The following is a 26,030-nucleotide window of genomic DNA, read 5'->3' on the forward strand; positions in this document are numbered from 1 at the left end:
GAGACGCGCGAACGGAGCAAACTACTCGCCGTCCCCCGGGCCATGCAACCCCTCGCGGGCGCGTTTGGCCCGCGCAAAGGTCTCGCGCAGCCATTCGCCGTCGGCCCGTTCGAGCGCCTCGCCGAGCAGACGCAGGTTCTCCTGGTACTGTTCGAGCAGCGCGAGGAGCGGCTCCCGGTTGGCGAGACAGATGTCGCGCCACATTACCGGGTCGCTGGCGGCGATCCGCGTAAAGTCGCGAAACCCGCCGCCGGCGCACTCGAAGATCGAGCGATGGTCGTCCAGCCGCACCAGCATGTCGACCAGCGCGTACGCGAGGGCATGGGGCAGGTGGCTGCTGGCGGCCAGTACCCGGTCGTGATCGGCAGCGGGCATGGAGACGACCTCGGCCCCGACCGCCCGCCACATGGCAGTCACCCGCCCGGTCGCCGTCGGGTCCGTCTCGGGTCCGGGCGTGAGGATCACGCGCCGGTCCTCGTAAAGATTGCCGCGCGCGGCGCGCGCGCCCGACTGCTCGGTCCCGGCGATCGGATGACCCGGCACGAACGAGGCGAAGCGTGGCCCCAGCGCCGCCCTCGCCGCGTCGATGACCGTTTGCTTGACGCTTCCCACGTCGGTCACGACGGCATGCGACCCGATCGCGGGTGCCGCCGCGTCGAGCACTTCGCGCATCGCACCGACGGGCACGGCAAGCACGATCATGTCCGCGCCGTCGACCGCGGCCGCGATGCTCGTTTCCGCATGGTCGATCACGTTGAGCTCGATCGCCTCGTCCAGATTGGCGATCGTTCGGCCATAACCGACGATTTCCCCGACCTCGTTCCGTTCGCGCAACGCGCGGGCGAGCGAACCGCCCATGAGTCCGACACCGATGATGGCGAGCTTGTCGATCATTCGTAATCGCGGGCGGCCGTCGGTGACGGCGTGGTGGCCTGAGCAGTCACCGTCGCGAACCTCCGAGCACCTTGTCCAGGGCTTTCAGGAAACGCTCGTTCTCTTCAGGCAGGCCCACGGTCACGCGAAGGTGGCGCGGCATCCCGTAGTTCGCCACCGGCCGTACGATCACGCCCTCGCGCAGCAGCCCTTCGTAGACGGCGGCCGCCTGACCGACTTCGATGCAAACGAAGTTAGCGGTCGACGGGATGTGCGGGAGACCGAGCTTCTTCGTTCCCTCGGTCAGCTGCCGCAGTCCCGCGCGGTTCATGTCCCGGCTGCGCGCCACGTGCGCCTCGTCGCGCAGCGCCGCTTCCGCCGCGGCGGCCGCGGCGCTGTTCACGTTGAACGGCTGGCGCACGCGGTTCAACAGATCGGCGACGGCCGGATGCGACACCCCGTATCCGACGCGCAGACCGGCGAGCCCATGGATCTTCGAGAAGGTTCGGGTGGTGATCAGGTTCGGGTACTTCGCGATCCACCCGACCGTGTCCGGATAGTCCGGCTCGTCCACGTACTCGAAGTAGGCCTCGTCGACGACGACCAGCACGTTCTCGGGCACGGCGCGTACGAAGCCTTCCAGGTCTCCGGCACGCAGCCACGTGCCGGTCGGGTTGTTGGGATTGGCGATGAAGACGAGCCGGGTACGGGGTCCGACCGCCGCCCGCATCGCGTCCAGATCGTGGCCCCAATCCCTGGCGGGCACGACGACGGCCCGCGCTCCCGCCGCCTGCGTGACGAGCGCGTACACCGCGAAGGCGTGGGCGGCATACACGACCTCGGTGTCCGGACCGAGGAACGCGCGCGCCACGAGCTCGAGCACGTCGTTCGAGCCGTTCCCGAGCGTGATCTGCATGGCGTCGACGCCGAGACGCGCGGCGAGAGCGCGCTTCAGCCCGAAACCGGCCCCGTCCGGATAGCGTCCCACGCCCTCGAGCGCCGCCCGCGCGGCCGCGACGGCGGCCGGGCCTGGACCGAGCGGGTTCTCGTTGCTCGCCAGCTTGATCGCGTTGCGGACGCCGTACTCCCGCTCCAGCGCGTCGAGCGGCTTGCCCGGCTGGTACGGCGAGAGGCGGCGCACGCCGGGAGCGGCGAGGGCGATCGGTTCGAAGGTCATGGCTGTCAGGCGACGGCCTTCGGGTATGAGCCGAGGCACTTGTAGAACGCGGCCTCGCCTTCGAGCCGCTTCAGCACGCCCGCCACCTTGCGGTCGCGGACGTGCCCCTCGATGTCGATGAAGAAGACGTACTCCCAGATGCTTCGCCGCGACGGGCGCGACTCGATACGGGTCATGTTGATGCCGTGGCGCGCGAGCGGCGCGAGCAGCCGGTGCAGCGCGCCGGGGCGGTTCTTGCCGGACAGGAGCAGGCTCGTCTTGTCCGCCCCCGTGGGCTGCGTGTCGAGATCCCCGATCACGAGGAAGCGGGTGGTGTTGTCCGGCCGGTCCTCGATGTTCGTCGCCAGGATCGTGAGACCGTAAAGGCCCGCGGCCGAGTCTCCCGCGATCGCCAGGGTCCCGGAATCCGCCGCCGCGAGCCGCGCCGCCTCCGCGTTGCTGGCGACCGAGACCCGGTCGATCCCGGGGAGGTGTGCGTCGAGCCACTCGCGGCATTGCGCAAGCGACTGCTGGTGCGAGACGACGCGCCGCGCGGCTGACGTCGCGCCCGTGCCCAGCAGGTGATGGTGTACCCGCAACGCGACCTCGCCGCAGATCTTGAGCGACGACGCGAGGAACATGTCGAGCGTGTGGTTCACTACCCCCTCGGTGGAATTCTCGACCGGCACCACCCCGAAGTGGGCGTTGCCGGACTCCACCTCCCGGAACACTTCATCGATCGCGCCGAGCGGCAACGTCTCCACGGCCTGCCCGAAGTGCTTCAGGGCGGCCTCCTGCGTAAACGTGCCCGCGGGCCCGAGGAACGCGATCTTGAGCGGCGACTCCAGCGCGAGGCAGGCCGACATGATCTCGCGGAACACCCGGGCGACCGACTCGTCCGGCAACGGTCCCCGGTTGCGCTCGAGCGCGCGCCGCAGCACCTCCGCCTCGCGTTCCGGCCGGTAAAAATACTTGTCGCCGTTGCGGGCCTTGCTGTGCGCGACTTCCTGCGCGATGCGCGCGCGCCGGCTGAGAAGCGCCTGGATCTTCTCGTCCAGCGCGTCGATCTTGCCGCGAAGCTCTCGCAGCCGCCGCTCTTCTTTGGTCATTGGTATGGCAACGGGCGGTGCCGCGGGCGTCAGAACGGCCGCGGCGGATCGACGATGCGCGCCATCAGGACCCCCTGGATGCCGGCGATGTGCTCCCGGACCGCCTCCGGGATCGGGCTGTCCAGGTCGACCACGGTGTAGGCGAGCTCGCCGCGCGACATGTTCACCATGTCGTGGATGTTCATGCCGGCGAGGCCGAAGGCCTCCGAGATCTGTCCGAGCATGTTGGGCACGTTCGCGTTGGCGACCACCATGCGGTAATCGGTGCCTCGGGGCAATACGACCTCGGGAAAATTGACCGAGTTGCGGATGTTGCCGTTCTCGAGGAAGTCCCGCACCTGGTCGGCGACCATGACGGCGCAGTTCTCCTCGGCCTCGCGCGTGGAGGCGCCGAGGTGCGGCAGGGTAACGACCCTCTCGTGGTTCTTGAGCACGTTGTTCGGGAAGTCGCACACGTACGCGTAGACCTTGCCGCTCTTGATCGCGGCGGAAACGGCGGCGTCGTCGACGATGCCCTCGCGCGCGAAGTTCAGGATCACCACGCCGTCGCGCATGAGCTTCAGCCGCTCGGCGTTGATCATGTACCTGGTCTTGTCGTTCAGCGGCACGTGGAAGGTGACGAAGTCGACGTTCTTCAGCAGATCGTCGATCGAGCGCGCCTTCTGCACGCTCGCGGAGAGCTGCCACGCTCCTTCCACCGTCAGGCCGGGATCGAAACCCACCACCTTCATGCCGAGCGCCACGCCCGCGTTCGCGACGATGCGCCCGATGGCCCCGAGGCCGATGACGCCAAGCGTCCGGCCGGGCAGCTCGAAACCCGCGAATTTCTTCTTGCCCGCCTCCACGGCCTTGTGGATCTCCTCGTCGGTCCCATTGAGCGCGCGCGCGAATTCCCAGGCGGGCGCGATGTGCCGGCAGGCCATGATGAGTCCCGCCACCACGAGCTCCTTGACCGCATTCGCGTTCGCCCCCGGAGCGTTGAAGACGGGAATACCGAGCTGCGACATCTTCGCCACCGGTATGTTGTTCACGCCCGCCCCCGCGCGGCCGACGGCCTTGAGCGACTTCGGGATGGCGAGCTCGTGCATGTTGGCCGAGCGGACCAGGATCGCGTCCGGCTCCGGGATGGCGGTGCCCACCTGGTACAGCTCATCCGGCAGCCGCGACAGACCGAGCGGCGAGATGTTGTTGAGCGTCAGAATCTTGTACACGTCAGCCCTTGTTCTTGACGAACGTCTTCATGTAGTCGATGAGCGCGTCCACGCCCGCTTCGGGCATCGCGTTGTAGATGCTCGCGCGCATGCCGCCGACCGAACGGTGGCCCTTGAGCTGTACGAGCCCCGCACCCTTCGCTCCCTTGAGGAAGGCCTCGTCGAGCGCGGCGTCGGCGAGCGTGAACGGCACGTTCATCCAGGAACGGCACGCGGGATCGACCGGGTTTCGGTAGAAGCCGGAGGCGTCGATGTAGTCGTAGAGCTTCTTCGCCTTGCGCTCGTTGACGGCCGCCATCGCCTTCAGCCCGCCCCGGCGCTTCAGCCACTCGAACACGAGCCCGGCGATGTACCACGCGTAGGTCGGCGGCGTGTTGTACATCGAGCCGTTCTCCGCGTGAATCCTGTAATCCATCATGCTCGGCGTGCCGGGGGCCGCGCCGCCGATCAGGTCCTCGCGGACGATGACGATCGTGAGACCCGCGGGGCCGATATTCTTCTGGGCGCCGGCGTAGATCAGGCCGTAGCGCGCGACGTCGAGCGGCCGCGACAGGATGGTCGAGGACATGTCGGCCACGAGCGGCACGTCGCCGGTGTCCGGGATCCAGTGGAACTCGACGCCCCCGATCGTCTCGTTGGGCGTGTAGTGGACGTAGGCCGCGTTCGGGTCGAGCTTCCACGCGCCCGGCGCCGGCACCGTCGTGAAATTGCTCGCCTCCGACGTGGCGACGACATTGGCGGCGCCGAGCTTCTTCGCCTCGGAGATCGCCTTTTTCGACCATTGCCCCGTGTTGACGTAGTCGGCGCTCTTCTTGCCGCGCAGCAGGTTCATCGGCACCATCGCGAACTGCTGCGTGGCGCCGCCCTGGAGAAACAGGACCTTGTGGCTTGCGGGAATCGCGAGCAGCTCCCGCAGGTCGGCCTCGGCCTTCTCCGCGATGGAGATGAACTCCTTGCCGCGGTGGCTCATCTCCATCACCGACATGCCGGAGCTGCGCCAGTCGACGAGCTCGTCGCGCGCCTGCGTGAGCACCTCTTCCGGCAGCACCGCCGGTCCCGCGCTGAAGTTATACACCCGTGCCATTCGCCATCCTGAATCTGAAGTAGGTGAAACGGACGAAAGAAAATGTTGAATGCTCAATGCTGAATGTTGAATTAATGACGCGCGCTGCGCGCGCACCTCAATTCAACATTTAGAATTCAACATTCAACATTGTCATTCTTCGTCCGACTCCTCGATCTTCTCGATCCCGGCTAGCTTCTCCCCCTCGCCCATCTCGATCAGGCGGACGCCCTGGGTGTTGCGTCCGATCACCGAAATTTCCTTCACCCGCGTACGGATGAGCGTACCGCCGTCGCTGATCAGCATCACCTCGTCGCCCTCGTCGAAGAGGCCCGCGCCCACGACCGGGCCGTTGCGCTCGGTGACCTGGATCGAGATCACGCCCTGACCGCCGCGCCGGTGGGTCGGATACTCGGACAGATTCGTCCGCTTGCCGTAGCCGTTCTGCGTGACGGTGAGCACCGCGGCCGACTCCGCGATGTCCTTGCCGGCGATGATGAGCGACACCACCGACTGACCCTCCTTCAGGTCGATGCCGCGCACGCCGCGCGCGCTGCGTCCCATGGGGCGCACGTCCGCCTCGTTGAAGCGCACGCTCTTGCCGGCGTTGCTGAAGAGCAGGATCTCGCTCGAACCGCTCGTGAGCGCCGCGCCGATCAGCCGGTTGCCCTCCTCGAGCTCGATCGCCCGGATACCGGTCGAGCGCGGCCGGGTGAACTCGGCCAGATCGGTCTTCTTCACGGTACCGTCGGACGTCGCCATGAAGATGAAGCCGCCCTGCTCGAAACTGCGCACGGGAAGGATGGCGTTGATCTTCTCGTCCGCTTCGAGCGGCAGCAGGTTCACGATAGGCTTGCCGCGTGCGCCGCGCCCGGCCTGCGGAATCTCGTAGACCCTGCGCCAGTACACCTTGCCGCGGCTGGTGAAGCACAGGATCGTCGCGTGCGTGTTTGCGATGATGAGCTTCTCGACGAAGTCCTCTTCCTTGACGCTGGTCGCAGTCTTGCCGCGCCCGCCGCGCCGTTGCGCCCGGTACGCCGTCAACGGCTGCGACTTGATGTAGCCCGCGTGCGAGAGCGTGACGACCACGTCCTCGTCGGCGATCAGGTCCTCCATCCGGAGGCTCACGCGCGTCTCGAGAATCTCGGTACGCCGCGCGTCGCCGTACTGGTCGCGCAGCTGGGTCAGTTCGTCGCGGATCACCTGCATCAGCCGATCGGGGTTCGAGAGGATCTCGAGCAGGTCGGCGATAGTCTTCAGGATTTCCTGGTACTCGGCGTGGAGCTTCTCCTGCTCGAGACCGGTGAGGCGGTGCAGCCGCAGGTCGAGAATCGCCTGCGCCTGCGTCTCGGACAGCCAGTAGCCGTCCTTGCGCAGGCCGAAGTCGGCGGCGAGCCCCTGCGGGCGCGTGAGGTTCGCATCGCTGCGCGCGAGCATCGCGCCCACGACCTTCGCCGACCATGCGCGCGCGATCATCCTGGCCTTCGCCTCGGCCGGGTCCTTCGCGGCCTTGATGAGCGCGACCATCTCGTCGATGTTCTCGAGCGCGACGGCAAGGCCTTCCAGCACGTGGGCGCGGTCGCGGCTCTTGCGCAGGTCGTAGACCGAGCGCCGCGTCACCACCTCGCGGCGGTGGCGGACGAAGGCCTCGAGCATCTGCTTGAGGTCGAGCAGGCGCGGCTGGTTGTTGATCAGCGCGACCATGTTCACGCCGAAGACGCTCTGCAGCGCGGTGTGCTCGTAGAGATTGTTCACCAGCACGTCGGCGACCTCGCCGCGCTTGAGCTCGATCACCATGCGCATGCCGGACTTGTCCGACTCGTCGCGCAGCTCGGAGATGCCGTCGAGCTTGCCGTCCTTCACGAGCTCCGCGATGTGCTCGAGCAGGCGCGCCTTGTTCACCTGGTACGGCAGCTCGGTCACGACGACCGTCTGGCGCCCGCTCTTCTCGTCGGTCTCGATGTCGACCCTGGCGCGCACGTAGATGCGCCCGCGCCCGGTGCGGTAGGCCTCGCGGATGCCGTCGACGCCGTGGATGATCGCCGCGGTGGGAAAGTCCGGACCGGGGATGTGCGCCATCAGGTCGTCGACCGTCGCCTCCGGGTTCTCGATCAGCGCGAGGCAGGCGTTCACCACCTCGGTGAGGTTGTGCGGCGGGATGTTGGTCGCCATGCCGACCGCGATGCCCGAGGAGCCGTTGACCAGCAGGTTCGGAAGCTTGGTCGGCATGACCACCGGTTCGCGCTCGCTGCCGTCGTAGTTCGGCGCGAAGTCGACCGTCTCCTTGTCGAGGTCGGCGAGCAGCTCGTGCGCGATCCGGCTCATGCGGATCTCGGTGTAGCGCATGGCCGCCGGGGCGTCCCCGTCGACCGAGCCGAAGTTGCCCTGTCCGTCGATCAGCGGGTAGCGCATGGAGAAGTCCTGCGCCAGGCGCACGATCGTGTCGTACACCGCGGTGTCGCCGTGCGGGTGGTACTTGCCGATGACGTCGCCGACCACGCGCGCCGACTTCTTGTAGGGCTTGTTGTAGTCGTTGCCGAGCTCGCGCATGGCATAGAGCACCCGCCGGTGCACGGGCTTCAGCCCGTCGCGCACGTCCGGGAGCGCCCGGCCCACGATCACGCTCATCGCGTAATCGAGGTAGGACTGCTTCATCTCGTCTTCGAGATTGACCGGGATCGTCTCTCTGGCGACCTGTTCCATTCGGCTTGGAGGCGGTTTAGCGGGGGTTGCCGGGCGCGGTGGCGCTGTTCCGGAAAGCGCGCAATTCTACCACGCGGGACGCTACTACTGGAGGTTTGGGAACGGTTCTCAGCCCCTGGCCATGAGCGCCGCGATCTTCGCGCGGTCGGGGGCGAGAACCACCCCGCGCTCGGTCACCAGGGCGTCGACCAGCCCCGCCGGGGTGATGTCGAAGGCGGGGTTCCAGGCGCTCGCCCCCTCGGCCGCGACGCGGGTCCCGCCGAAGGCCAGCACCTCGGATTCCGGGCGCTGCTCGATCGGGATGGCCTCCCCGTTCGGGGTGGCGAGGTCGATCGTGGAGATCGGGACGACCACCATGAACCTGAGCCCGTGGTGTCGGGCGGCGAGCGCCGTCATGTACGTGCCGATCTTGTTGGCGACGTCGCCGTTCGCCGCGATGCGGTCGGCGCCGACGATCACCCATTGCACCTTCCCCTGCCGCATGAGCCACGCGGCCGCGCCGTCGGCGATCATCGTCACCGGAATGCCTTCCTGCGACAGCTCCCAGGCCGTCAGTCGGGCCCCTTGCAGCCACGGCCGGGTTTCGTCCGCGTAGACCCGGGCGATCTTTCCGGTCGCGTAGCCGGAACGAATCACGCCGAGAGCCGTGCCATAGCCGCCGGTCGCGAGGGCCCCCGTGTTGCAGTGCGTCAACACCCCGCTGCCCGGCGCGATCAGGTCGGCACCGTGGTCGCCCATGGCCCGGTTGGCCGCGATGTCCTCGGCGTGGATTCGTTGCGCCTCGACGAGCAACCGCGGGACGGGGTCGCCGGCGATGCCCGCCTCGATCACCCCGCGCATGCGCGCGATCGCCCAGGCGAGATTCACCGCGGTCGGCCGCGCGGCGGCGATGCGGGCCAGATCCGCCCCGATCGCCTCCGTCCAGGCGCCTGCCGAACGCGCATACCGGTCGCGCGCGGCGAGCACCACGCCGTAGGCCGCCGTGACGCCGATCGCCGGCGCGCCGCGCACGACCATGTCGCGGATCGCCTCGGCCGTCTGCTCGACGGTGTCGAGATGCACGTAGGCCTCGTGCAGCGGCAGCACGCGCTGGTCGATAAGGCGGATGCGTCCCTCCACCCATTCGACCGCACGGACGCGGTCGTAGGCGAGGTTCGGGGCGGGTGCGGGTCGGTTCATTCGGCTCGAATCGCGCGTGAGGCACGTATATATTAAGCGCCGCCACGAACCGCAGCCAGCGATGACCGACGTCGACACCCTGATCCACGCACGATGGATTATCCCGATCGAGCCCGCCGGGCGGGTCCACCGGGACCACGCGCTGGCCGTGCGAGGTGGGCGCATCGTGGATCTGCTCCCGAGCCCCGAGGCCGAGCAGCGCTACCGCGCCTCGGACACCCTGCATTTCCCGCAGCATGCCCTGCTCCCGGGGTTCGTGAACGCCCACACGCACGCCGCAATGAGCCTGTTCCGCGGTCTTGCCGACGACATCCCGCTGATGACCTGGCTCAACGAGCACGTGTGGCCCGCGGAGGCGAAGTGGGTCACCCCCGAATTCGTGCGCGAGGGCACCGAGCTCGCCGTGGCCGAGATGCTCGCGAGCGGTACCACCTGCTTCAACGACATGTACTTTTTCGCCGAGGACACCGCGCGCGTCTGCCTCTCCGCCGGCATGCGCGCGGTGGTCGGCCTGATCGTGCTCGATTTTCCGACGGCGTACGCGCAGACGGCCGACGAGTACCTGCACAAGGGGCTCGCCGTCCACGACGGGTTGCGGGCCGCCGAGCTGGTCACCACGGCGTTCGCGCCGCATGCGCCGTACACCGTCTCCGACGCGCCGCTCCAGCGGCTTCGCACCGTCAACGACGAGCTGAACCTCCCGGTGCACATGCACGTGCACGAGACGGCGCACGAGGTGGCGAACGCGGTCGAGGCCACCGGCAGGCGGCCGCTCGCGCGCCTCGCCGAGCTCGGGCTGATCGGTCCGAGCCTGGCCGCAGTGCACATGACACAGCTCTCGGCCGGGGAGATCGGCATGCTTGCCGGGAGCGGCGCGAGCGTCGTCCACTGTCCGAGCTCGAACCTGAAGCTCGCGAGCGGCTTCTGTCCGGTGCACGCGCTGCTCACGGCCGGCGTCAACGTCGCGATCGGCACCGACGGCGCGGCGAGCAACAACGACCTCGACATGCTGGAAGAGCTGCGGCTCGCCGCCCTGCTCGCCAAAGGCGTCGCAGGCGAAGCGACCGCCGTCCCCGCGCACACTGCGCTGCGGATGGCGACGCTGAACGGGGCGAAGGCGCTCGGCCTGGACGATCGCATCGGCTCGCTCGAGCGCGGAAAGCAGGCCGATCTCGTCGCCATCGACCTTTCCCACCTGCCGAGCGAGCCGGTCTACGATCCCGCCTCCCAGATCGTCTATACGGCGAGCCGCGCTCAGGTCAGCGACGTGTGGGTCCATGGCCGGCGACTCCTCAAGAACCGTCAGCTCACCACGCTCGACGAGCGCGCCGCCCTGCAAAAGGCCCGCGCCTGGCGTGATAAGATAAAACCATAACGTTGAATGCTTAATGTTGAATTTTGAATTAATGACGCGCGCGAAGCGCGCACCTCGATTCAGCATTACACATTCAAAATTAAACATTCGCTTTTGATGCCTCATTCCACTCCCAACTTCGACGCCGCCGAGCTCGCCAAATTCGAGGCACTGGCCGCGCGCTGGTGGGACCCGCATGCGGAATTCCGGCCGCTGCACGAGATCAATCCGCTGCGGCTGCGCTTCATCGATCAGCGTGCGGGCCTCGCGGGCAAGCGGGTTGTCGACGTGGGCTGCGGCGGCGGGATTCTGTCGGAGGCGATGGCCGGGCTCGGCGCGCGCGTCACGGGCATCGACCTGGGCGAAGCGCCCCTCGCCGTGGCCCGGCTGCATCTCAAGGAGAGCGGACGCGAGGTCGAGTACCTCAAGATCAGCGCCGAGGACCTGGCCCGCGAGCGCCCCGAAGGCTACGACGTCGTCACCTGCATGGAGCTCCTCGAGCACGTGCCCGACCCCGCCTCCACGGTGGCCGCCTGCGCACGGCTCGTCAAACCGGGCGGTCACGTGTTCGTCTCGACCATCAACCGCACGCCGAAGGCCTTCGTTTTCGCCATCGTCGGCGCCGAGTACGTGCTGAATCTGCTTCCGCGCGGCACGCACGAGTACCTCAAGTTCATCCGTCCCTCGGAGCTCGAGCGCTGGGCGCGCGCCGCAGGGCTGCACATGCGGGAGCTGGTCGGCATGCACTACAACCCGCTCACCCGGCACTACCGGCTCGGACCCGGCGTGGACGTGAACTACCTCGCCCACATGAACGCTTGATGTCGAATGTTGAATTAACGACGCGCGCGGCGCCCGCCTCGTTCGGAATTCAAGATTCAGAATCCTCGTTCCCCGAAATGACATCGATCCGTACCGTACTGTTCGACCTGGACGGGACGCTCGCCGACACGGCGCCCGATCTCGCAGCGGCGCTCAACAGGCTTCTCGCCGAAGCCGGCCGCGCGCCCCTTCCGTTCGAACGGATCCGACCGGTCGTGTCGCACGGCAGCCCGGCGCTGATACGGATCGGTTTCGCGCTCGCGCCGGGCGAGCCGGGCTATGCCGAGCGGCGCGCGCGCCTGCTCGAGATCTACGCCCAGGACCTCTGCCGCGAAACGCGGCTGTTCCCGGGCGTCCCCGATCTGCTGGCCGCGCTGCGCGCGCGAGGCATCGCCTGGGGCATCGTGACCAACAAGCCGGCATTCCTGACGGATCCGCTCGTGGAGCGCCTCGGGCTGCCGCACCCGCCCGTCTGCGTGGTGAGCGGCGACACCACGAACAACAAGAAACCGCATCCCGAACCGATGCTGCATGCCTGCCGGATCGCGGCGGCGAAACCCGAGGACTGCCTGTACGTCGGCGATGCCGAGCGCGACGTGCGCGCCGGGCGAGACGCCGGCATGCGCACGCTGGTGGCGCTCTTCGGATACATCGGGGAGAATGAATCGCCGTCGCGGTGGGGCGCCGACGCGCTGATCCGCTCGCCCCTCGAGGTTCTCGACTGGATCGACGCGGCGGCCGGGAGGCGGCATGCCCGCTGACGGCGGGACGATACTTATAATAGTGCTTGCGGCCGCTCTGGGCTTCGGTCTGGGGTGGCTGCTCGCCTCGAGCCGGCACCTGCGTCGCGTTACGGAGCTCACGACGAAGCTCGATCTGGAGCGTTTGGCCGCGGAAACGCGAGCCGCCGAGCTCGAGCAGCGCTTCGCCAACCTCTCGCACCAGGCGCTGCGCGAGAACAACGCCGCCTTCCTCCAGCTCGCCGAGCAGGCGCTCGCCAAGCTGCATCTGCAGGGCAGACACGACCTCGAGCAGAAGGAGAAGGCGGTCGAGGCGCTCGTCAAGCCCCTGCGCGAGTCGCTCGACAGGACGGCCGAGCAGATCCGCCTGATGGAGCAGGCGCGGCACGAGGCGTACGGCTCGCTCAGCAAGCACCTCGAGACCATGGCGCAGACGCAGCAGCTCCTGCAGAGCGAGACGCGCAATCTGGTGCAGGCGCTTCGCCGGCCCGAGGTGCGCGGGCAGTGGGGCGAGCTGACGCTCAAGCGTCTCGCCGAGCTCGCCGGCATGGTCGAGCACTGCGATTTCTACGAACAGACGACGCTCGACACGGAGGCCGGGCGCCTCCGTCCCGACATGATCGTGCGCCTGCCGGACGGCCGCGAGATCGTGGTCGACGTGAAAACGCCGCTCGACGCGTACCTCAACGCCGTCGAGGCGGCCGACGACGAAACGCGACGACGTCACCTGGAGCACCACGCGCGGAAGGTGCGCGAGCGCGTGAAGGAGCTCGCCGCGAAAAGCTACTGGAGCCAGTTCCGCCGCGCGCCCGATTTCGTCGTGCTGTTCATCCCGGGCGATCAGTTCCTCGCGGCCGCCCTCGACCACGACCGCACGCTGCTCGAAGACGCGCTGAGCAATCGCATCATCCTCACGACGCCCACCAGCTTCGTCGCCCTGCTGCGCGCCGTCGCCTACGGCTGGCGGCAGGAGGCGCTCGCCGCCAACGCCGAGCGCATCCGCGAGGTGGGCGAGGAGCTGTACCGCCGGCTGGCCACCTTCGCCGAGCACCTGACCGGGGTCGGCAAGGGACTCGACCGGGCGGTCGAGAGCTACAACCGCGCGGTCGGTTCGTTCGAAACCAAGCTGGTTCCCGGGGCCCGGCGCTTCACGGAGCTCGGGGTCGGCGCGGTCAAGGACCTGGAGGAGCCGCTTCGGATCGAGAAGAAAGTGCGCGAGGTCGGGGAGTAGCCTCGGGATATGAGCCGGCGGCCACTCTTAGTATGATTTGCGCCGCGCCGCCATGACCGACCGAGCCTCCCGCGAGAACGAGCGCCTGCCGTACGTCCTGCTCGTCGAAGACTCGCAGACGACCACCGCGCTGCTGTCGAAGTATCTCGCCGGCAGTTACCGCCTGCTGCACGCCAAGGACGGGGCGGACGCGTGGGACATGCTCGAGCGCAACCCGGACATCGAGCTGGTCATCACCGACATCAACATGCCGCGGCTGACCGGGCACCAGCTCCTCGTGAAGATTCGCAAGAGCGACGAGCCGCGATTCCGGAACCTCCCCGTGATCGTCATGACGACCACGGACGACAACGTGGACCGGAACCTGGCGTTCCTGAACGGGGCGAACGACTTCATCACCAAGCCGATCGACGAGGCCGAGCTGCAGGCGCGCGTCAACGTGCACTACAAGCTCGCGCACACCATTCGCGAGCTCGAGGCGAGCCGCCGGCAGCTGGCCGAGCAGGCGACCACCGACCCGCTCACGCGGCTGAAGAACCGACGCGCCTTCTTCGAGAACGGCACCAAGCAGATGGCGATCGCGCGCCGCTACGGCACGGACCTGTCCATCCTCGTCGCCGATCTCGACCACTTCAAGCGCATCAACGACACCCACGGGCACCAGGCGGGCGACGAGGCGCTGGTGCACATCGCTCGAGTGCTGTCGCGCATGACGCGCACGGAGGATACGGTCGCCCGAATCGGCGGAGAGGAGTTCGCCATCCTGTTGCCCGACACCAACAGGCTGGGCGCCGCGGTGCTCGCGGAGCGCATTCGCACGGCGATCGAGCGGGACCATTTCGCGGTGGGCGAGCAGGCGCTCCCCCTGACGGTCAGCATCGGCGTCGCTTCGCACGCCGTGGAGCTCGTGGACACGATCGATCAGCTCCTGAACATCGCCGACCAGCGTCTCTATCTCGCCAAGAAGCACGGCCGCAACCGCATCTGCGTCAACAACGAGGGCAAGTCGACCTACGCCTCCTGACTTCGCGGCCGGCGTCGCTCTTGCATTACAATCCGGCGCATGGCGCATCCCCTCCTTCGCCACGCCCTCCCGTCCGCGAAAAGTGCCGACGGACCGGTCGCCCAGGCACTCGCCTACAGCCGCGCGAAGCTCGCCGGCTCCGACTTCCACTACGCCGTGCTCGCGGCGCCCTCGCGCCTGCGACCGCCGCTCGCCGCGGTGTATGCGCTGTGGCGGGAGCTCGACGAGATCGCCGAGGAGTGCCGCGACCCGACGGTCGCCGTTCACAAGCTCGCCTGGTGGCGCGGAGAAATCGATGCGATCTTCGAAGGCCGGCCGCGCCACCCGGCCTCGGTCGCCGTTCACGCGCTTGCCCGGAAGGAAATCACCCGCGCGCCGCTGCAGCGACAGCTGGACGCACTGCACCGATCCTTGTCGTCGCCCGGCTTCGACGACATCGAGGCGCTCGAGATGCACGCGCGCGACACCGACGGGGCGCTCGTCGCGCTCGCGGCGCGGCTGCTCGCCGTTCCGGACGCGAGCCTCGCGGACCTCGGCGTCGGTCTGCGGCTCGCCCGCGTGATCGCCGGGCTCGGTGCCGACGCGCGTTCCGGCCGCCTCGCGCTGCCGGGCGACGAGCTCGCACGCCGGGGCATCTCCCCGACCGACCTCCTGCGCCGGGGCGACGGCGAACCGCTGCGCGATCTCCTGGGCGCGCTGCACCGGCGAAGCCTTGCGTTCCTCGATCTGCCCGCGTCGCTGCCGTCGTCCGAACGTACCCGCCTCCGCCCCCTGTGCGTGCTCGCCGCGCTCGCCCGCGCCACCCTGGAGGAGATCGCCCGCGACGGTTACCGGGTGCTCGACCACGGTGTCGAGCTCACCCCGCTGCGCAAGCTCTGGCTGGCGTGGAAGGGATGCCGCGCGGGCGCGCGCGGGTGAGGCGGTTGAGCGCGAAGATGCCGAGCATGCCCGGCGCCGCGGTGGCGCAGCCGTCGCCGCGCGTCGTCATCGTGGGCGGGGGCTGGACCGGCCTCGCGACCGCGGTGGAGCTCGCGCGCCATGGAATCAAACCCGCGCTGCTCGAGGCCGGACGGCAACTCGGCGGGCGCGCCCGGGCGGTGCGCTTCGGGCCGTTCCACGTGGATAACGGCCAGCACATCCTGCTCGGTGCGTTTCGCTCGGTGCTGGACATTCTCGGCACGGTCGGGGTCGCCGAAGCCAGCGTCTTCCGTCGACAACCCCTGCGGCTCGTGATGGTCGAGCCGGACGGCCGACGATTCGAGATCGGAACCGCGCGGCTCCCGGCGCCCCTGCACCTCGCGGCAGGCCTGCTGCGGGCACGCAGCCTCGGCATGGCCGCGCGCCTGAAGGCGCTGGCGCTGCTGCGCGCGATGCGACGCCAGGGCTTCACCGTCGACCCGGACTGCTCCGTCGCCGACTATCTCGCGAGCCATCGCCAACCGCCCGAAGCGCTCCGGACGGTATGGCGACCGCTCTGTCTCGCCGCCCTCAACACGGCACCGGAAGAGGCATCGACACGGGTCTTCCTGCGCGTGGTGCGCGACGCCTTCTTCGTCCGGCGCCGGCACTCCGACCTCCTGCTCCCGACCCTCGACCTCTCGGCATGCCTGCCGCGTCCGGCGACCGACTACATCGAGAGCCGCGGCGGCACGGTGCGGCTCGGCGCCCGTGTCAGCGCGCTGCAGCTCGGCGACGGTGCCGTGGCGGGCGTGTACCTCGGCGAGGAGCGGGTCGCCGCCGACCACGTCGTGATCGCCACGCCGCCCGAGACCTGCGCCGCGCTGCTGCGGGACCACGCTCGGGTGGCGCACATCGCCGAGGCCTATCGGCATCTCGTGCCCCAGCCCGTCTGCACGGTGTTTTTGCGCTACCCTCAGCCCGTGGCGCTCGACCGCGACATGGTCGGCCTCCTGGACGGCACGGCGCACTGGCTGTTCGACCGCGGGCGCCTGACCGGCGACCGCGGTCTCATCGCCGCGGTCATCAACGGGCGCGGGCCACACCTGCGCCTCGCGAACGAGGCCCTGATCGACCGCGTCGTCCGGGACATCGCCGTCCGCTTTCCGCGCTGGCCGGCTCCGATCGAGACCAAGCTGATCCGCGAGCGCAGCGCGACGATCGTCGCGCGACCGGGGATAGACCGTTATCGCCCGGCGCACGCCACCGGGGTGCGGGGGCTCTGGATCGCCGGCGACTACACCGCCACGGGTTACCCGAGCTCGCTCGAAGGCGCCGTGCGCAGCGGCGTACTGTGCGCCCGGTGGATACTGCGGCATGCCTACGCCGCATCCGAAACACACCTGCACGAGGAGAGAGACTGAATGCCCTACACACCTGCACCCGACTCGCTCGCAGGTCGCGTCCTCCTGGTCAGCGGCGCCAGCGGTGGTCTGGGCCGCGCCGCCTCTCTCGCCCTGGCGGAACACGGGGCGACCGTGGTCCTGCTCGGGCGGACGCTCAAGAAGCTCGAGCGCGTCTACGACGAGATCGAGGCGCACGGCGGACCCAAGCCGGCGATGCTCGTGGCGGACCTGGCATCGGCCGGGCCGACCGAGTACCAGACCGTGGCGCAGACCATTGCGCAGGAGTTCGGCAGACTGGACGGCCTGCTCCACAGCGCCGCGGAACTCGGCACGCTCACGCCGCTCGAGCTCTACGACCTTCAGACCTGGCAGCGCGTGCTCGCCGTCAACCTGACCGCGCCGTTTCTGCTGACGCGCGCATGCCTCCCGCTGCTCAAGCGCTCCGATGACGCGTCCGTCGTGTTCACCTCGGCCGACGTCGGCCGCAGGGCGCGCGCGTACTGGGGCGCGTATGCCGTCGCCGCCTTCGGCCTCGAAGGCATGGCGCAGATCCTCGCGGACGAGCTCGCCGAGAACACGCGAATCCGCGTGAACACGCTCGACCCCGGCCCCGTGCGCACCGACCTTCGCGCCGCCGCCTACCCCGGCGAGAGCCCGCTCGCGACGCCCGCTCCGGAAGCCGTCATGGCGACGTACCTGTACCTGCTCGGGCCGGACAGCCGCGGGGTGACCGGCCAGGCCCTCACGGCCGAGCGCGCAATGTGATCCGAAGGGTGAACGGCGAGGCGGCGCTCGTCAGCGCCGGACGGCCGGCGCCGCCGGGCGACGGGCCGGTCAGACGATGCGGGCGATGAGCTGGTCTTCGAGCTCGATCCGCACCGCCAGCTCCTCGCCGAGACGCGAAAGGTCGGGCTCGAAGGACGGCGGGATGATGCCGTTCTCGCCGAGATCGTACTTGTCGTTGAAGTCGAGCGCCGCCTGCGTCGTGTCCGCGATCCGCGGGTAGAGCCGCTCCGCCAGGGTCGCCACGTCCCGGCGGCGCTCGGTGCCGTTCACGACGCGCTCGTACAGGCTGAAGTGGCCGGCGGCGATGTAGTCGACGAGGACCTGACAGAACTCCTGGAGCAGCTGCTGAGCCGGCTCGCGGTGCTGCTTCTGGCTGAAGGGGTCCAGTCCCGCGAGTCGGCAGTAGAGCGCGAGCATCTCGGTGCGCTCCGTCACCATTTTCGCGATAGCGTCCTGACTGCCCCGCCGGCGCTCTCCGGCGCGCGTCTGATCGTCTTTGATGGTCGTCTTCATGCCGAGGCGGTGCCTTATGTTTGTCTCCCGGCCGAGACTATACAGTCAGTATGGGAAAAGATTCAAACGGTTAGAGTCATGGGCTTACGGAGCGCCCGGCAGCTTGCCCCGCATGCCGGCCAGCATGCGCTGCAGGCCGCCGCCCTTGCGCATCTGTTTCATCACCCGCTGCATCTGGTCGAACTGCTTGAGCAGGCGGTTCACGTCCTGCACTTGTGTGCCGGAGCCCGCCGCGATCCTGCGCTTGCGCGACCCCTTGATCACGTCGGGCGCCCGGCGCTCGCGCGGGGTCATGGAGTTGATGATCGCCACCAGCCGCTTCATCTGGGCATCGTTGACCTGGTCCCGCGCCCCCGCCGGCAGCTCGCCGACGCCGGGGAGCTTCTCGAGCAGGCTGGATATCCCGCCCATGCGCTGCATCTGCTGGAGCTGGTCCCGGAAGTCCTCCAGGTCGAAACCCTTGCCCTTGCGGAACTTCTCCGCGAGCTTCTCGGCCTGCTGCTTGTCGGCGGTCCGGTGCGCCTCCTCGACCAGCGTGAGCACGTCGCCCATGCCGAGGATGCGCGAGGCGATGCGCTCGGGATGGAACGGCTCGAGCGCATCGGGTGCCTCACCCACGCCGAGGAACTTGATCGGCTTGCCGGTCACGTGGCGCACGGACAGCGCCGCGCCGCCGCGAGCGTCGCCGTCGGCCTTGGTGAGGACCACGCCCGTGAGCGGCAGCGCCGCGTTGAACGCCTCGGCGGCGTTCACCGCGTCCTGCCCCGCCATGCTGTCGACGACGAAGAGGGTCTCCACCGGCTGAATCGCCGCGTGGACCGCCTTGATCTCTTCCATCATCGCCTGGTCCACGTGCAGCCGCCCGGCGGTGTCGATCAGCACGACGTCCAGCAGCCGCTTTCGCGCCGCCTCGACTGCGCCGCGCGCGATGTCGACCGGACGCTGGTCGGCTCGACTCTCGTGGAACTCGACGCCGACCGCATGCGCGAGCTTCCTGAGCTGCTCGATCGCCGCCGGGCGATAGACGTCGGCGCTCGTCACGAGCACCGATTTCCCCTCCCGCTCCCTGATGCGGCGGGCGAGCTTCGCGACCGTGGTCGTCTTGCCGGAGCCCTGTAGACCGGCGAAGAGCACCACGGCCGGCGGCCGCGCCGCGAGATCGAGCGCGTCGTTGGCCCCGCCCATGAGCGCGACCAGCTCGTCGTGCACGATCTTCACCAGCGCCTGGCCCGGGGTGAGGCTCGTGAGCACCTCTTGTCCCAGGGCCCGTTCCCGGATCCGGTCTACGAAGGCCTTCACCACCGGTACCGCGACGTCCGCCTCGAGGAGCGCCATGCGCACCTCGCGCAGCGTCTCGCGCATGTTTTCCTCGGTCAGGCGACCCTGACCTCGAAGGCGCTTGACCGTGGCCTGCAGCCGCTGACTCAGATTGTCGAACATGAATCCCTGCCTCACGGGTCGCCCGCGCCGTGCGGCGGGGCGGATTGAACGGGTTTGAAGGGGAGGCGATCCGGCTTCGGCGACCCGCTCGGGCGGGGCCGGCGGGGCCGCGCGCCCTTCAAAGCCGGCGTCGCCTATGCCATGATTCCGCGCCGAATTATGACCCATCCCGTGCTGAATTTCCTCGCCATTGCGGCTTACGCGGCGGTGGGTCTGTTGCTCGCGGCCCGCCTGGGCCGCGGAGAAGCGGCCGCCGGCGCGGCGCGGACCTCCGTCCTCGCCGGCGTGCTTGCCGCGGTCGCGTTTCACGGCTGGATCCTCTATACCGACCTGCAGCTCGGCCCCACGCTCAACCTCTCCCTCACGAGCGCCTTCTCGCTCGTCGCGTGGGTGGTCGCGTGCCTTTACCTGCTCGCTTCGCTCTACCGCCCCATCGACAACCTCGGCGTCGTGATCATGCCGCTCGCGGCGCTCACGGTGCTCGTCGAATGGGCGTGGCCCTCGGAGCTTCCGATTCCGATGGCCTCCCGATCGCAGGCGATCCATATCGTCGTCTCGTTCCTCGCGTACGCGCTCCTGTGTCTCGCGGCCGTTCAGAGTTTGATGCTGCTCGCACAGGAGAGCCGGCTCCGCCGCAAGCAGGCGGGCGGCTTCGTGCGCGCGCTGCCGCCGATGCAGACGATGGAAGACGTGATGTTCGAGATGCTCGCGCTCGGCTTCGTGCTGCTCAGCCTCACGCTGGTCTCCGGCGTCTTTTTCTCGGAACATCTGTTCGGCAAGCCGCTGCCGCTGACGCACCACGTCGTCCTCTCGGCGCTCGCGTGGGTCGTGTACGGCGTGCTGCTGCTCGGGCGATGGCAGCTCGGCTGGCGCGGTCGCCAGGCCGTGCGGTGGACGCTCGGCGGATTCGCCCTGCTCGTGCTCGCCTACTTCGGCACGAAGTTCGTGCTCGAGGTCATCCTCGCGCGCTGAACGCCTTTTGCAGTCCCTGACGGAGCAAGGGTTTCATGACCGAATCGCTGGAGCTGACGCCGACCATCCTCGCGGTGCTCGGCATTCTCGCCCTCACGCTGTTTCTGTTCGTGTCGGAGATCGTTCGCGTGGACGTCGCCGCGATCGCCATCATGGTGCTGCTCGGCGTCAGCGGCCTCGTGGGCGCGAACGACACCTTCAGCGGCTTCGCCAGCAACGCGGTCGTCTCGATCATCGCGGTGATGATCCTCGGGGCCGGTCTCGACAAGACCGGCGCCATGAACCAGATCGCGCGGCCGATCATCCGCCTCGCCGGAAATACGGAAAGCCGGCTCATCGCCTTCATCGCGGGCGCGGTGGGCATCATTTCGAGCTTCATGCAGAACATCGGCGCGGCGGCGCTGTTCCTGCCGGCGGTCAAGCGCATCTCCACGCGCACCGCCATCCCGCTGTCGCGCCTGCTCATGCCCATGGGCTTCTGCGCGATCCTCGGCGGCACGGTCACGCTCGTGGGCTCCAGCCCCCTCATCCTCCTGAACGACCTCGTGACCACCGCAAATCGCGCGCTCCCGGAGGGTGCGAGCCCGATCCCGGTGTTCGAGCTGTTCGAGGTGACGCCGATCGGGCTCATCCTGATCGCCACCGGCATTCTCTACTTCGTGCTGCTCGGCAAGCGCATCCTCCCGGCCACGAGCGGCGCGGAAGCCGACCTCCAGAGCACGATGGAGTACCTCGCCCGCCACTACAACCTCGAGGGCCAGCTGTTCGAGGTGACGGTGCCGCCCGAGAGCACGCTCGCCGGGGGGAACATCGATTTCGTGCGCGCGCAGTCGGGCTACCGCATCAGCGTCGTGGCGCTCGCCCGCGACCGGGCGATCACCCTCGCGCCGGTCCGCGACACCGTGGTACAGCCCGGTGACGTCCTGGGCATGTTCGGCCACCGCGAGCACGTCGCCCGCTTCGCCGAGACCTTCAAGCTCGACGTGAGCAGCAGCCTGCAACGATTCGACGAAGTGCTGTCCCCCGGGCAGTCGGGCCTCTCGGAGGTGGTGATCGCGCCGCGCTCCTCGCTGACCGGAAAGACCATGCGCGAGATCAAGTTCCGGCTCAAATACCAGGCGACGATCCTTGCGCTGCACCGGGGCGGCGCCGTCATCACGGAGAAGCTCTCGGACGTCCCCTTTCAGCCGGGCGACACCCTGCTGCTGCATTCCAGCTGGGAGTCCCTCGCCCTGCTCGATCAGGACCGGGACTTCATCGTCATCACCGACTACCCGCAGCAGGACCTGGGCATGCGCCCGGACAAGCTGAAGTACGCCGCGGTGTTCTTTCTCGTGTCCATCGGGCTCGTGCTGTTCACTGACCTGCGTCTCTCGACCGCCTTCATGACCGGCGCCATCGGGATGATCCTCACCGGCGTGCTGCGTATCGATGAGGCCTACCAGTCGATCGACTGGCGCACCGTGTTCCTGCTGGCGGGCCTCATACCGCTCGGCATCGCGGTGGAACAGTCCGGCACGGCCGCCTGGATCGCGCACAACATCCTCATGCTCCTCGGGGAAGTACCGCAGTGGGTGCTGCTGACCGTGGTCGTGGTCCTGGCGACCGCCTTCTCGCTCGTGATGTCGAACGTGGGCGCGACCGTGCTGCTCGTTCCGCTGGCGATCAAGATCGCCCTCGGCGCCGGTTTCGACCCGCGACTCTTCGCGCTCGCCGTGGGACTCGCCACGTCGAACTCGTTCATCCTGCCTACCCATCAGGTGAACGCGCTGATCATGGGCGCGGGCGGCTACCGCAACAGGGATTTCCTCCGTGCCGGCGGGATCATGACCCTGATCTTCATCGTCGTCGTCGTGACGATGCTCTCGCTGTTCTACTGACGTGCCCCGACGGCGGAAATGGATGAGCGCATCGTCGCTGATCGCTCCCAGGCGGGCGGCGACGTGATCCGGCCCTCGTGAACCTCGACCGACGGCTGCGTGTGCCGGTCGCCGGGCCCTGGCTCCGGCGGCTGCTGCCGTTCGTCGCCTGGATGCCGGAGCTGCGCGACGGCCGCATCCTGCGCACCGACTTCGTGGCGGGTCTCACCGTCGCCCTCGTGCTGATACCGCAATCGATGGCGTACGCGCAGCTCGCCGGCCTCCCGCCCTACTACGGCCTCTACGCCGCCTTCCTGCCGCCGCTGGTCGCCGCGCTCTTCGGATCGTCGCGCCAGCTCGCCACCGGTCCTGTGGCGGTCGTCTCGCTGATGACCGCCGCCGCCCTCGAGCCGATCGCCGCCGCCGGCGGCCCGGGCTACATCGCCTACGCGATCACGCTCTCCCTCATCGTCGGCGTGTTCCAGTTCGCGCTCGGGCTGCTGCGGCTCGGCGTCCTGGTCAATTTTCTCTCGCACCCCGTCGTGGTCGGGTTCACGAACGCGGCGGCGATCATCATCGCCACCTCGCAGCTGGACAAGATCTTCGGCGTGCGCGTGGAGAAGGCCGCCCACCACTACGAGACGGTCTGGGCCACCGTGGTCGCGGCCGCGAGCTACATCCACTGGCCGACCTTCGTCATGGCCGTGGCGGCGTTCACGATCATGATCGTGCTCCGACGCGTCAATCGGCGGCTGCCCAACGTCCTGATTGCCGTCGGCGTCACCACCGTGCTGGCCTGGGCGACCGGATTCGAGAAGGTGCAGCAGGCCGCGCTCGATCAGTTCCCGGCCTCGGCCGTGCAGGAGGTGGTGGCCGACCAGCTGAGGCTCAGGGACGAGATCCCGCAGTTCGACGCCCGGCTGGCCGAGGCGCGTGCGCGTCTCGCCGAGACGGTCGCCCGCCATGGCTGGAACGATGCGCGCGCGCTCGCCGCGCAGCACGCGATCGACACGCTGAAGCTGCAGCGCGACCGGCGGGTGAAGACCGCCGCGGCCGACCTGAAGGAGCTGCGCGCGGTGCGCTTCCGTTATGTCCCCGGCGCCGAGGGCGCGCCCGGCCGCTATTATCTCCTCGCCAACCTCCCCGAGGGCGCGCACGACGACGGCAACATCTGGCGCATCCGCACCATCGGCGAGGACGGGTCGCTGGAGATGAACGGCGGCGGCAACGTCGTGGGTGCGATTCCGCGCGGCGTACCCTCGCTCGCGCTGCCGAAGTTCGACCTGTCGGTCGTGCTGCAGCTCCTCTCCGCCGCGATCACGATCTCGCTGATCGGCTTCATGGAGGCGATCTCCATCGCCAAGGCGATGGCGACCAAGACGCGGCAGAAAGTCGACGCGAACCAGGAGTTGATCGGCCAGGGTCTGAGCAACGTCGTCGGCAGCCTGTTCCAGAGCTACCCCACTTCCGGTTCGTTCTCGCGCTCGGCGGTGAACATGGACGCCGGCGCGGTGACCGGCTTCTCTTCGGTCGTGACGAGCCTCATCGTCGTGGTGACGCTGCTGTGGCTCACGCCGCTCCTTTATCACCTTCCCCAGGCGACGCTGGCCGCGGTAATCATGATGGCGGTGGTCGGCCTCATCAACGTGCGCGCGATCCGGCATGCCTGGCAGGCCCAGCGCCAGGACGGCGTCGTCGCCGTCGTGACCTTCGCGCTGACGCTCGCGTTCGCGCCGCACCTCGACAAGGGGATCCTCGTCGGTGTCGGCCTCGCCCTGATCCTTTACCTGTACCGGACGATGCAGCCGCGCGTGGCGATCCTCGCGCGCCATCCCGACGGGACGCTGCGCGACGCCGAGGTGTTCGGTCTCAAGACCTGCGAGAACATCTCGATGATCCGCTTCGACGGCTCGCTCTACTTCGCGAACACGAGCTACTTCGAGGACAAGGTCCAGGAGCGCGTCGCCGTCCGGCCGAACCTGCGCTACGTGATCGTCGTCGGGGACGGCATCAACCAGATCGACGCCACCGGCGAGGAGATGCTCGCGCACCTCGCCGATCGGCTGGAGAAGGCCGGCATCCGGATGGTGTTCACGGGCCTGAAGAAACAGGTGATCGACGCGTTCCAGCGCACCGGCTTGTATCGCCGGCTGGGACCGGACCGGTTCTTCCGGACGGAGGAGCAGGCGCTCGACCAGGCGTGGAAGGAGCTCGGCGGCAATCACGAGGCGGACTGCCCGCTCAACGTCGTCTGCCCGATCGAGCTCACCCCCGGCGCCAGGGCCAGCTGAGTCGGCGGGCTGTCCCGACCGCTGGAAATCCCCGGTTCTGACCGGGACTCTCGCGGTGCTAGAATCCGGGCTTCGCCACACGGAGAGGCCCCCGGCCCTTGATCGACGTTCCCCTAGGTGCGCTCGTCGGCGCCCTCATCTTCCTCATCCTGCTCTCCGCCTTCTTCTCCGCCGCCGAGATCGGCCTGATGACACTGAACCGCTACCGGCTCCGGCACCTCGCCGAGTCGGGGCATCGCGGCGCGCGCATGGCGCACCGGCTTCTCGAGCGGCCGGACCGGTTGCTCGGCATCATTCTTCTCGGCAACAACTTCGCGAACATCGCCGCCTCCTCGGTCGCGACGCTGATCGCGCTCGAGGTCTACGGCGAGGCGGCCATCGGCATCGCCGCCGGCCTGCTCACGCTGATCGTGCTGATCTTCGCCGAGGTCGCGCCGAAAACGTTCGCCGCGCTGCACCCGGAGCGCACGGCCTTCCCCGCTTCCTTCCTGTTGCGGCCCCTGCTCGCGCTGTTCTACCCGCTGGTCTGGCTCGTCAACGTCATCGCGAACCGCTTCCTGCGCCTGGTCGGCGTGTCCGTCCAGTCGCGACCCCGGGAGCAGCTCACGGCCGAGGAGCTGCGCGCCATCGTGCTCGAGGCGGGCGCGCTCATGCCGGAATCCCATCAGGACATGCTGCTCGCGATCCTCGACCTCGAAAACGTGACGGTCGAGGACGTGATGGTGCCGCGCGGCAAGATCGAGGGGATCGACATCGACGGCGACTGGACCGACGTCGTCGGCCAGCTCACGACTGCGCGGCACACGCGCCTGCCGGTGTACCACGGCAGCCTGGACAACGTGTCGGGGATCATTCACCTGCGCAAGGTGCTGAACCTCATGCGCGAGGGCGAGCTCGATCCGGAATCGTTCCGGCGTGGGCTGGTCGATGCCTACTTCGTTCCGCAGGGTACCTCGCTCACCAAGCAGTTGCTGAACTTCAAGGAGTCCGGCCGGCGCATCGGCCTCGTCGTCGACGAGTACGGCGACATTCAGGGGCTGGTGACGATCAACGACATTCTCGAGGAGATCGTCGGCGATTTCAGCCTCAAGACGTTCGGCCGTCCGGAGGACATCCGGTCGGAAGACGACGGCACCTACATCGTGCGCGGAACCGTGAGCCTGCGCGATCTCAATCGACGCCTCGGCTGGGGCCTGCCGACCGAGGAGTCCCGCACCCTGAACGGCCTGATCGTGGAGTACCTCGAGGACATCCCGGAGCCGGGCACGAGCCTCATGCTCAACGGCTACATGGTGGAGGTGTTGCGCACGCGCGGCACCGCGGTGGACGTCGCCCGCATCCGGCCGATGACGCCGGCGCCCGCCCCCGCGCCGCCCCCCGAGCAGACCTCCGCCTAGTCGC

21 protein-coding genes are annotated in these 26,030 nt (G+C 68.5%); 12 read left to right on the forward strand and 9 right to left on the reverse strand.

The annotated features are described in order from the left end of the window. Positions 1-21 precede the first annotated feature (21 nt). The 7 genes from SVA_RS10160 to mtnA all read right to left on the reverse strand — a co-directional run bounded on the left by SVA_RS10160 (position 22) and on the right by mtnA (position 9,294). A complete protein-coding gene (locus SVA_RS10160) occupies positions 22-894 on the reverse strand; it encodes a prephenate dehydrogenase (protein ID WP_096461111.1) in 873 nt (290 codons plus the stop codon). A 46-nt stretch (positions 895-940) separates the two neighbouring features. Then, positions 941-2,050 (reverse strand): histidinol-phosphate transaminase, encoded by a 1,110-nt coding sequence (hisC, locus tag SVA_RS10165; RefSeq protein WP_096461112.1) that lies wholly within the window; start codon positions 2,048-2,050, stop codon positions 941-943. A 5-nt stretch (positions 2,051-2,055) separates the two neighbouring features. Next, positions 2,056-3,138, reverse strand: coding sequence for a prephenate dehydratase (pheA, locus tag SVA_RS10170; RefSeq protein ID WP_096461113.1), 1,083 nt, complete (start codon positions 3,136-3,138; stop codon positions 2,056-2,058). A gap of 29 nt (positions 3,139-3,167) precedes the next feature. After that, on the reverse strand, positions 3,168-4,349 hold the full coding sequence (locus SVA_RS10175) for a 3-phosphoglycerate dehydrogenase family protein (RefSeq protein ID WP_096461114.1): 1,182 nt from the start codon (positions 4,347-4,349) through the stop codon (positions 3,168-3,170). A 1-nt stretch (position 4,350) separates the two neighbouring features. Continuing rightward, complete coding sequence (serC, locus tag SVA_RS10180) at positions 4,351-5,433, reverse strand: 3-phosphoserine/phosphohydroxythreonine transaminase (protein WP_096461115.1); 1,083 nt, start codon at positions 5,431-5,433, stop codon at positions 4,351-4,353. Positions 5,434-5,565: 132 nt separating this feature from the next. After that, the gene (gene gyrA / locus SVA_RS10185; RefSeq protein ID WP_096461116.1) at positions 5,566-8,115 is read right to left on the reverse strand and encodes a DNA gyrase subunit A; all 2,550 of its coding nucleotides are present in this window, start codon (positions 8,113-8,115) and stop codon (positions 5,566-5,568) included. Positions 8,116-8,223: 108 nt separating this feature from the next. After that, positions 8,224-9,294 carry an S-methyl-5-thioribose-1-phosphate isomerase gene (gene mtnA, locus SVA_RS10190; protein WP_096461117.1) on the reverse strand — a complete coding sequence of 357 codons (1,071 nt, stop codon included), beginning with the start codon at positions 9,292-9,294 and terminating at the stop codon, positions 8,224-8,226. Between the two features lie 61 nt (positions 9,295-9,355). On the opposite strand from mtnA, the gene SVA_RS10195 reads away from it, so the two are divergent. From SVA_RS10195 to SVA_RS10230, 8 genes are all read left to right on the forward strand, one after another. Beyond that, positions 9,356-10,669 carry a TRZ/ATZ family hydrolase gene (locus SVA_RS10195; protein WP_096461118.1) on the forward strand — a complete coding sequence of 438 codons (1,314 nt, stop codon included), beginning with the start codon at positions 9,356-9,358 and terminating at the stop codon, positions 10,667-10,669. A 96-nt stretch (positions 10,670-10,765) separates the two neighbouring features. Beyond that, entirely contained in the window at positions 10,766-11,470 is a 705-nt protein-coding gene (gene ubiG, locus SVA_RS10200; RefSeq protein WP_096461119.1) for a bifunctional 2-polyprenyl-6-hydroxyphenol methylase/3-demethylubiquinol 3-O-methyltransferase UbiG, read from the forward strand. Positions 11,471-11,547: 77 nt separating this feature from the next. Then, entirely contained in the window at positions 11,548-12,231 is a 684-nt protein-coding gene (gph, locus tag SVA_RS10205; protein WP_096461120.1) for a phosphoglycolate phosphatase, read from the forward strand. Further along, complete coding sequence (locus SVA_RS10210) at positions 12,221-13,441, forward strand: DNA recombination protein RmuC (RefSeq protein WP_096461121.1); 1,221 nt, start codon at positions 12,221-12,223, stop codon at positions 13,439-13,441. Before gph ends, SVA_RS10210 begins: the two co-directional genes overlap by 11 nt. Before the next feature lie 52 nt (positions 13,442-13,493). Then, on the forward strand, positions 13,494-14,465 hold the full coding sequence (locus tag SVA_RS10215; protein WP_096461122.1) for a GGDEF domain-containing response regulator: 972 nt from the start codon (positions 13,494-13,496) through the stop codon (positions 14,463-14,465). Between the two features lie 39 nt (positions 14,466-14,504). Next, positions 14,505-15,383 carry a squalene/phytoene synthase family protein gene (locus SVA_RS10220; protein ID WP_096461123.1) on the forward strand — a complete coding sequence of 293 codons (879 nt, stop codon included), beginning with the start codon at positions 14,505-14,507 and terminating at the stop codon, positions 15,381-15,383. A gap of 26 nt (positions 15,384-15,409) precedes the next feature. Then, positions 15,410-16,786 carry a hydroxysqualene dehydroxylase HpnE gene (hpnE, locus tag SVA_RS10225; RefSeq protein WP_169924054.1) on the forward strand — a complete coding sequence of 459 codons (1,377 nt, stop codon included), beginning with the start codon at positions 15,410-15,412 and terminating at the stop codon, positions 16,784-16,786. After that, positions 16,787-17,533 (forward strand): YciK family oxidoreductase, encoded by a 747-nt coding sequence (locus SVA_RS10230; protein WP_096461125.1) that lies wholly within the window; start codon positions 16,787-16,789, stop codon positions 17,531-17,533. It begins immediately after the preceding gene. A gap of 69 nt (positions 17,534-17,602) precedes the next feature. Here the strand turns inward: SVA_RS10230 and SVA_RS10235 are convergent, their stop codons facing one another. Continuing rightward, positions 17,603-18,067 (reverse strand): sigma D regulator, encoded by a 465-nt coding sequence (locus SVA_RS10235; protein ID WP_096461126.1) that lies wholly within the window; start codon positions 18,065-18,067, stop codon positions 17,603-17,605. A gap of 84 nt (positions 18,068-18,151) precedes the next feature. Continuing rightward, the gene (gene ffh, locus SVA_RS10240; RefSeq protein ID WP_096461127.1) at positions 18,152-19,507 is read right to left on the reverse strand and encodes a signal recognition particle protein; all 1,356 of its coding nucleotides are present in this window, start codon (positions 19,505-19,507) and stop codon (positions 18,152-18,154) included. A gap of 159 nt (positions 19,508-19,666) precedes the next feature. On the opposite strand from ffh, the gene SVA_RS10245 reads away from it, so the two are divergent. The 4 genes from SVA_RS10245 (at position 19,667) to SVA_RS10260 (ending at position 26,026) form a co-directional block, all read left to right on the forward strand. Next, entirely contained in the window at positions 19,667-20,479 is an 813-nt protein-coding gene (locus SVA_RS10245; RefSeq protein WP_169924055.1) for a cytochrome C assembly family protein, read from the forward strand. A 35-nt stretch (positions 20,480-20,514) separates the two neighbouring features. Further along, positions 20,515-22,359 carry an SLC13 family permease gene (locus SVA_RS10250; RefSeq protein WP_096461129.1) on the forward strand — a complete coding sequence of 615 codons (1,845 nt, stop codon included), beginning with the start codon at positions 20,515-20,517 and terminating at the stop codon, positions 22,357-22,359. 77 nt (positions 22,360-22,436) lie between these two features. Beyond that, the gene (locus tag SVA_RS10255; protein ID WP_197703160.1) at positions 22,437-24,629 is read left to right on the forward strand and encodes a SulP family inorganic anion transporter; all 2,193 of its coding nucleotides are present in this window, start codon (positions 22,437-22,439) and stop codon (positions 24,627-24,629) included. Between the two features lie 98 nt (positions 24,630-24,727). After that, a complete protein-coding gene (locus tag SVA_RS10260) occupies positions 24,728-26,026 on the forward strand; it encodes an HlyC/CorC family transporter (protein ID WP_096461130.1) in 1,299 nt (432 codons plus the stop codon). Positions 26,027-26,030: the final 4 nt, after the last annotated feature.

Source organism: Sulfurifustis variabilis, from assembly GCF_002355415.1.
In the GTDB taxonomy this organism is placed as follows: Bacteria; Pseudomonadota; Gammaproteobacteria; order Acidiferrobacterales; family Sulfurifustaceae; genus Sulfurifustis; species Sulfurifustis variabilis.

Bases quoted from the DNA above. Each gene is read 5' to 3' on its own strand.
- SVA_RS10160 (WP_096461111.1), bottom strand. From the start codon at position 894: ATGATCGACAAGCTCGCCATCATCGGTGTCGGACTCATGGGCGGTTCG.
- hisC (WP_096461112.1), bottom strand. From the start codon at position 2,050: ATGACCTTCGAACCGATCGCCCTCGCCGCTCCCGGCGTGCGCCGCCTC.
- pheA (WP_096461113.1), bottom strand. From the start codon at position 3,138: ATGACCAAAGAAGAGCGGCGGCTGCGAGAGCTTCGCGGCAAGATCGAC.
- serC (WP_096461115.1), bottom strand. From the start codon at position 5,433: ATGGCACGGGTGTATAACTTCAGCGCGGGACCGGCGGTGCTGCCGGAA.
- gyrA (WP_096461116.1), bottom strand. From the start codon at position 8,115: ATGGAACAGGTCGCCAGAGAGACGATCCCGGTCAATCTCGAAGACGAG.
- mtnA (WP_096461117.1), bottom strand. From the start codon at position 9,294: ATGAACCGACCCGCACCCGCCCCGAACCTCGCCTACGACCGCGTCCGT.
- SVA_RS10195 (WP_096461118.1), top strand. From the start codon at position 9,356: ATGACCGACGTCGACACCCTGATCCACGCACGATGGATTATCCCGATC.
- ubiG (WP_096461119.1), top strand. From the start codon at position 10,766: ATGCCTCATTCCACTCCCAACTTCGACGCCGCCGAGCTCGCCAAATTC.
- gph (WP_096461120.1), top strand. From the start codon at position 11,548: ATGACATCGATCCGTACCGTACTGTTCGACCTGGACGGGACGCTCGCC.
- SVA_RS10210 (WP_096461121.1), top strand. From the start codon at position 12,221: ATGCCCGCTGACGGCGGGACGATACTTATAATAGTGCTTGCGGCCGCT.
- SVA_RS10215 (WP_096461122.1), top strand. From the start codon at position 13,494: ATGACCGACCGAGCCTCCCGCGAGAACGAGCGCCTGCCGTACGTCCTG.
- SVA_RS10220 (WP_096461123.1), top strand. From the start codon at position 14,505: ATGGCGCATCCCCTCCTTCGCCACGCCCTCCCGTCCGCGAAAAGTGCC.
- hpnE (WP_169924054.1), top strand. From the start codon at position 15,410: ATGCCCGGCGCCGCGGTGGCGCAGCCGTCGCCGCGCGTCGTCATCGTG.
- SVA_RS10230 (WP_096461125.1), top strand. From the start codon at position 16,787: ATGCCCTACACACCTGCACCCGACTCGCTCGCAGGTCGCGTCCTCCTG.
- SVA_RS10235 (WP_096461126.1), bottom strand. From the start codon at position 18,067: ATGAAGACGACCATCAAAGACGATCAGACGCGCGCCGGAGAGCGCCGG.
- ffh (WP_096461127.1), bottom strand. From the start codon at position 19,507: ATGTTCGACAATCTGAGTCAGCGGCTGCAGGCCACGGTCAAGCGCCTT.
- SVA_RS10245 (WP_169924055.1), top strand. From the start codon at position 19,667: ATGACCCATCCCGTGCTGAATTTCCTCGCCATTGCGGCTTACGCGGCG.
- SVA_RS10250 (WP_096461129.1), top strand. From the start codon at position 20,515: ATGACCGAATCGCTGGAGCTGACGCCGACCATCCTCGCGGTGCTCGGC.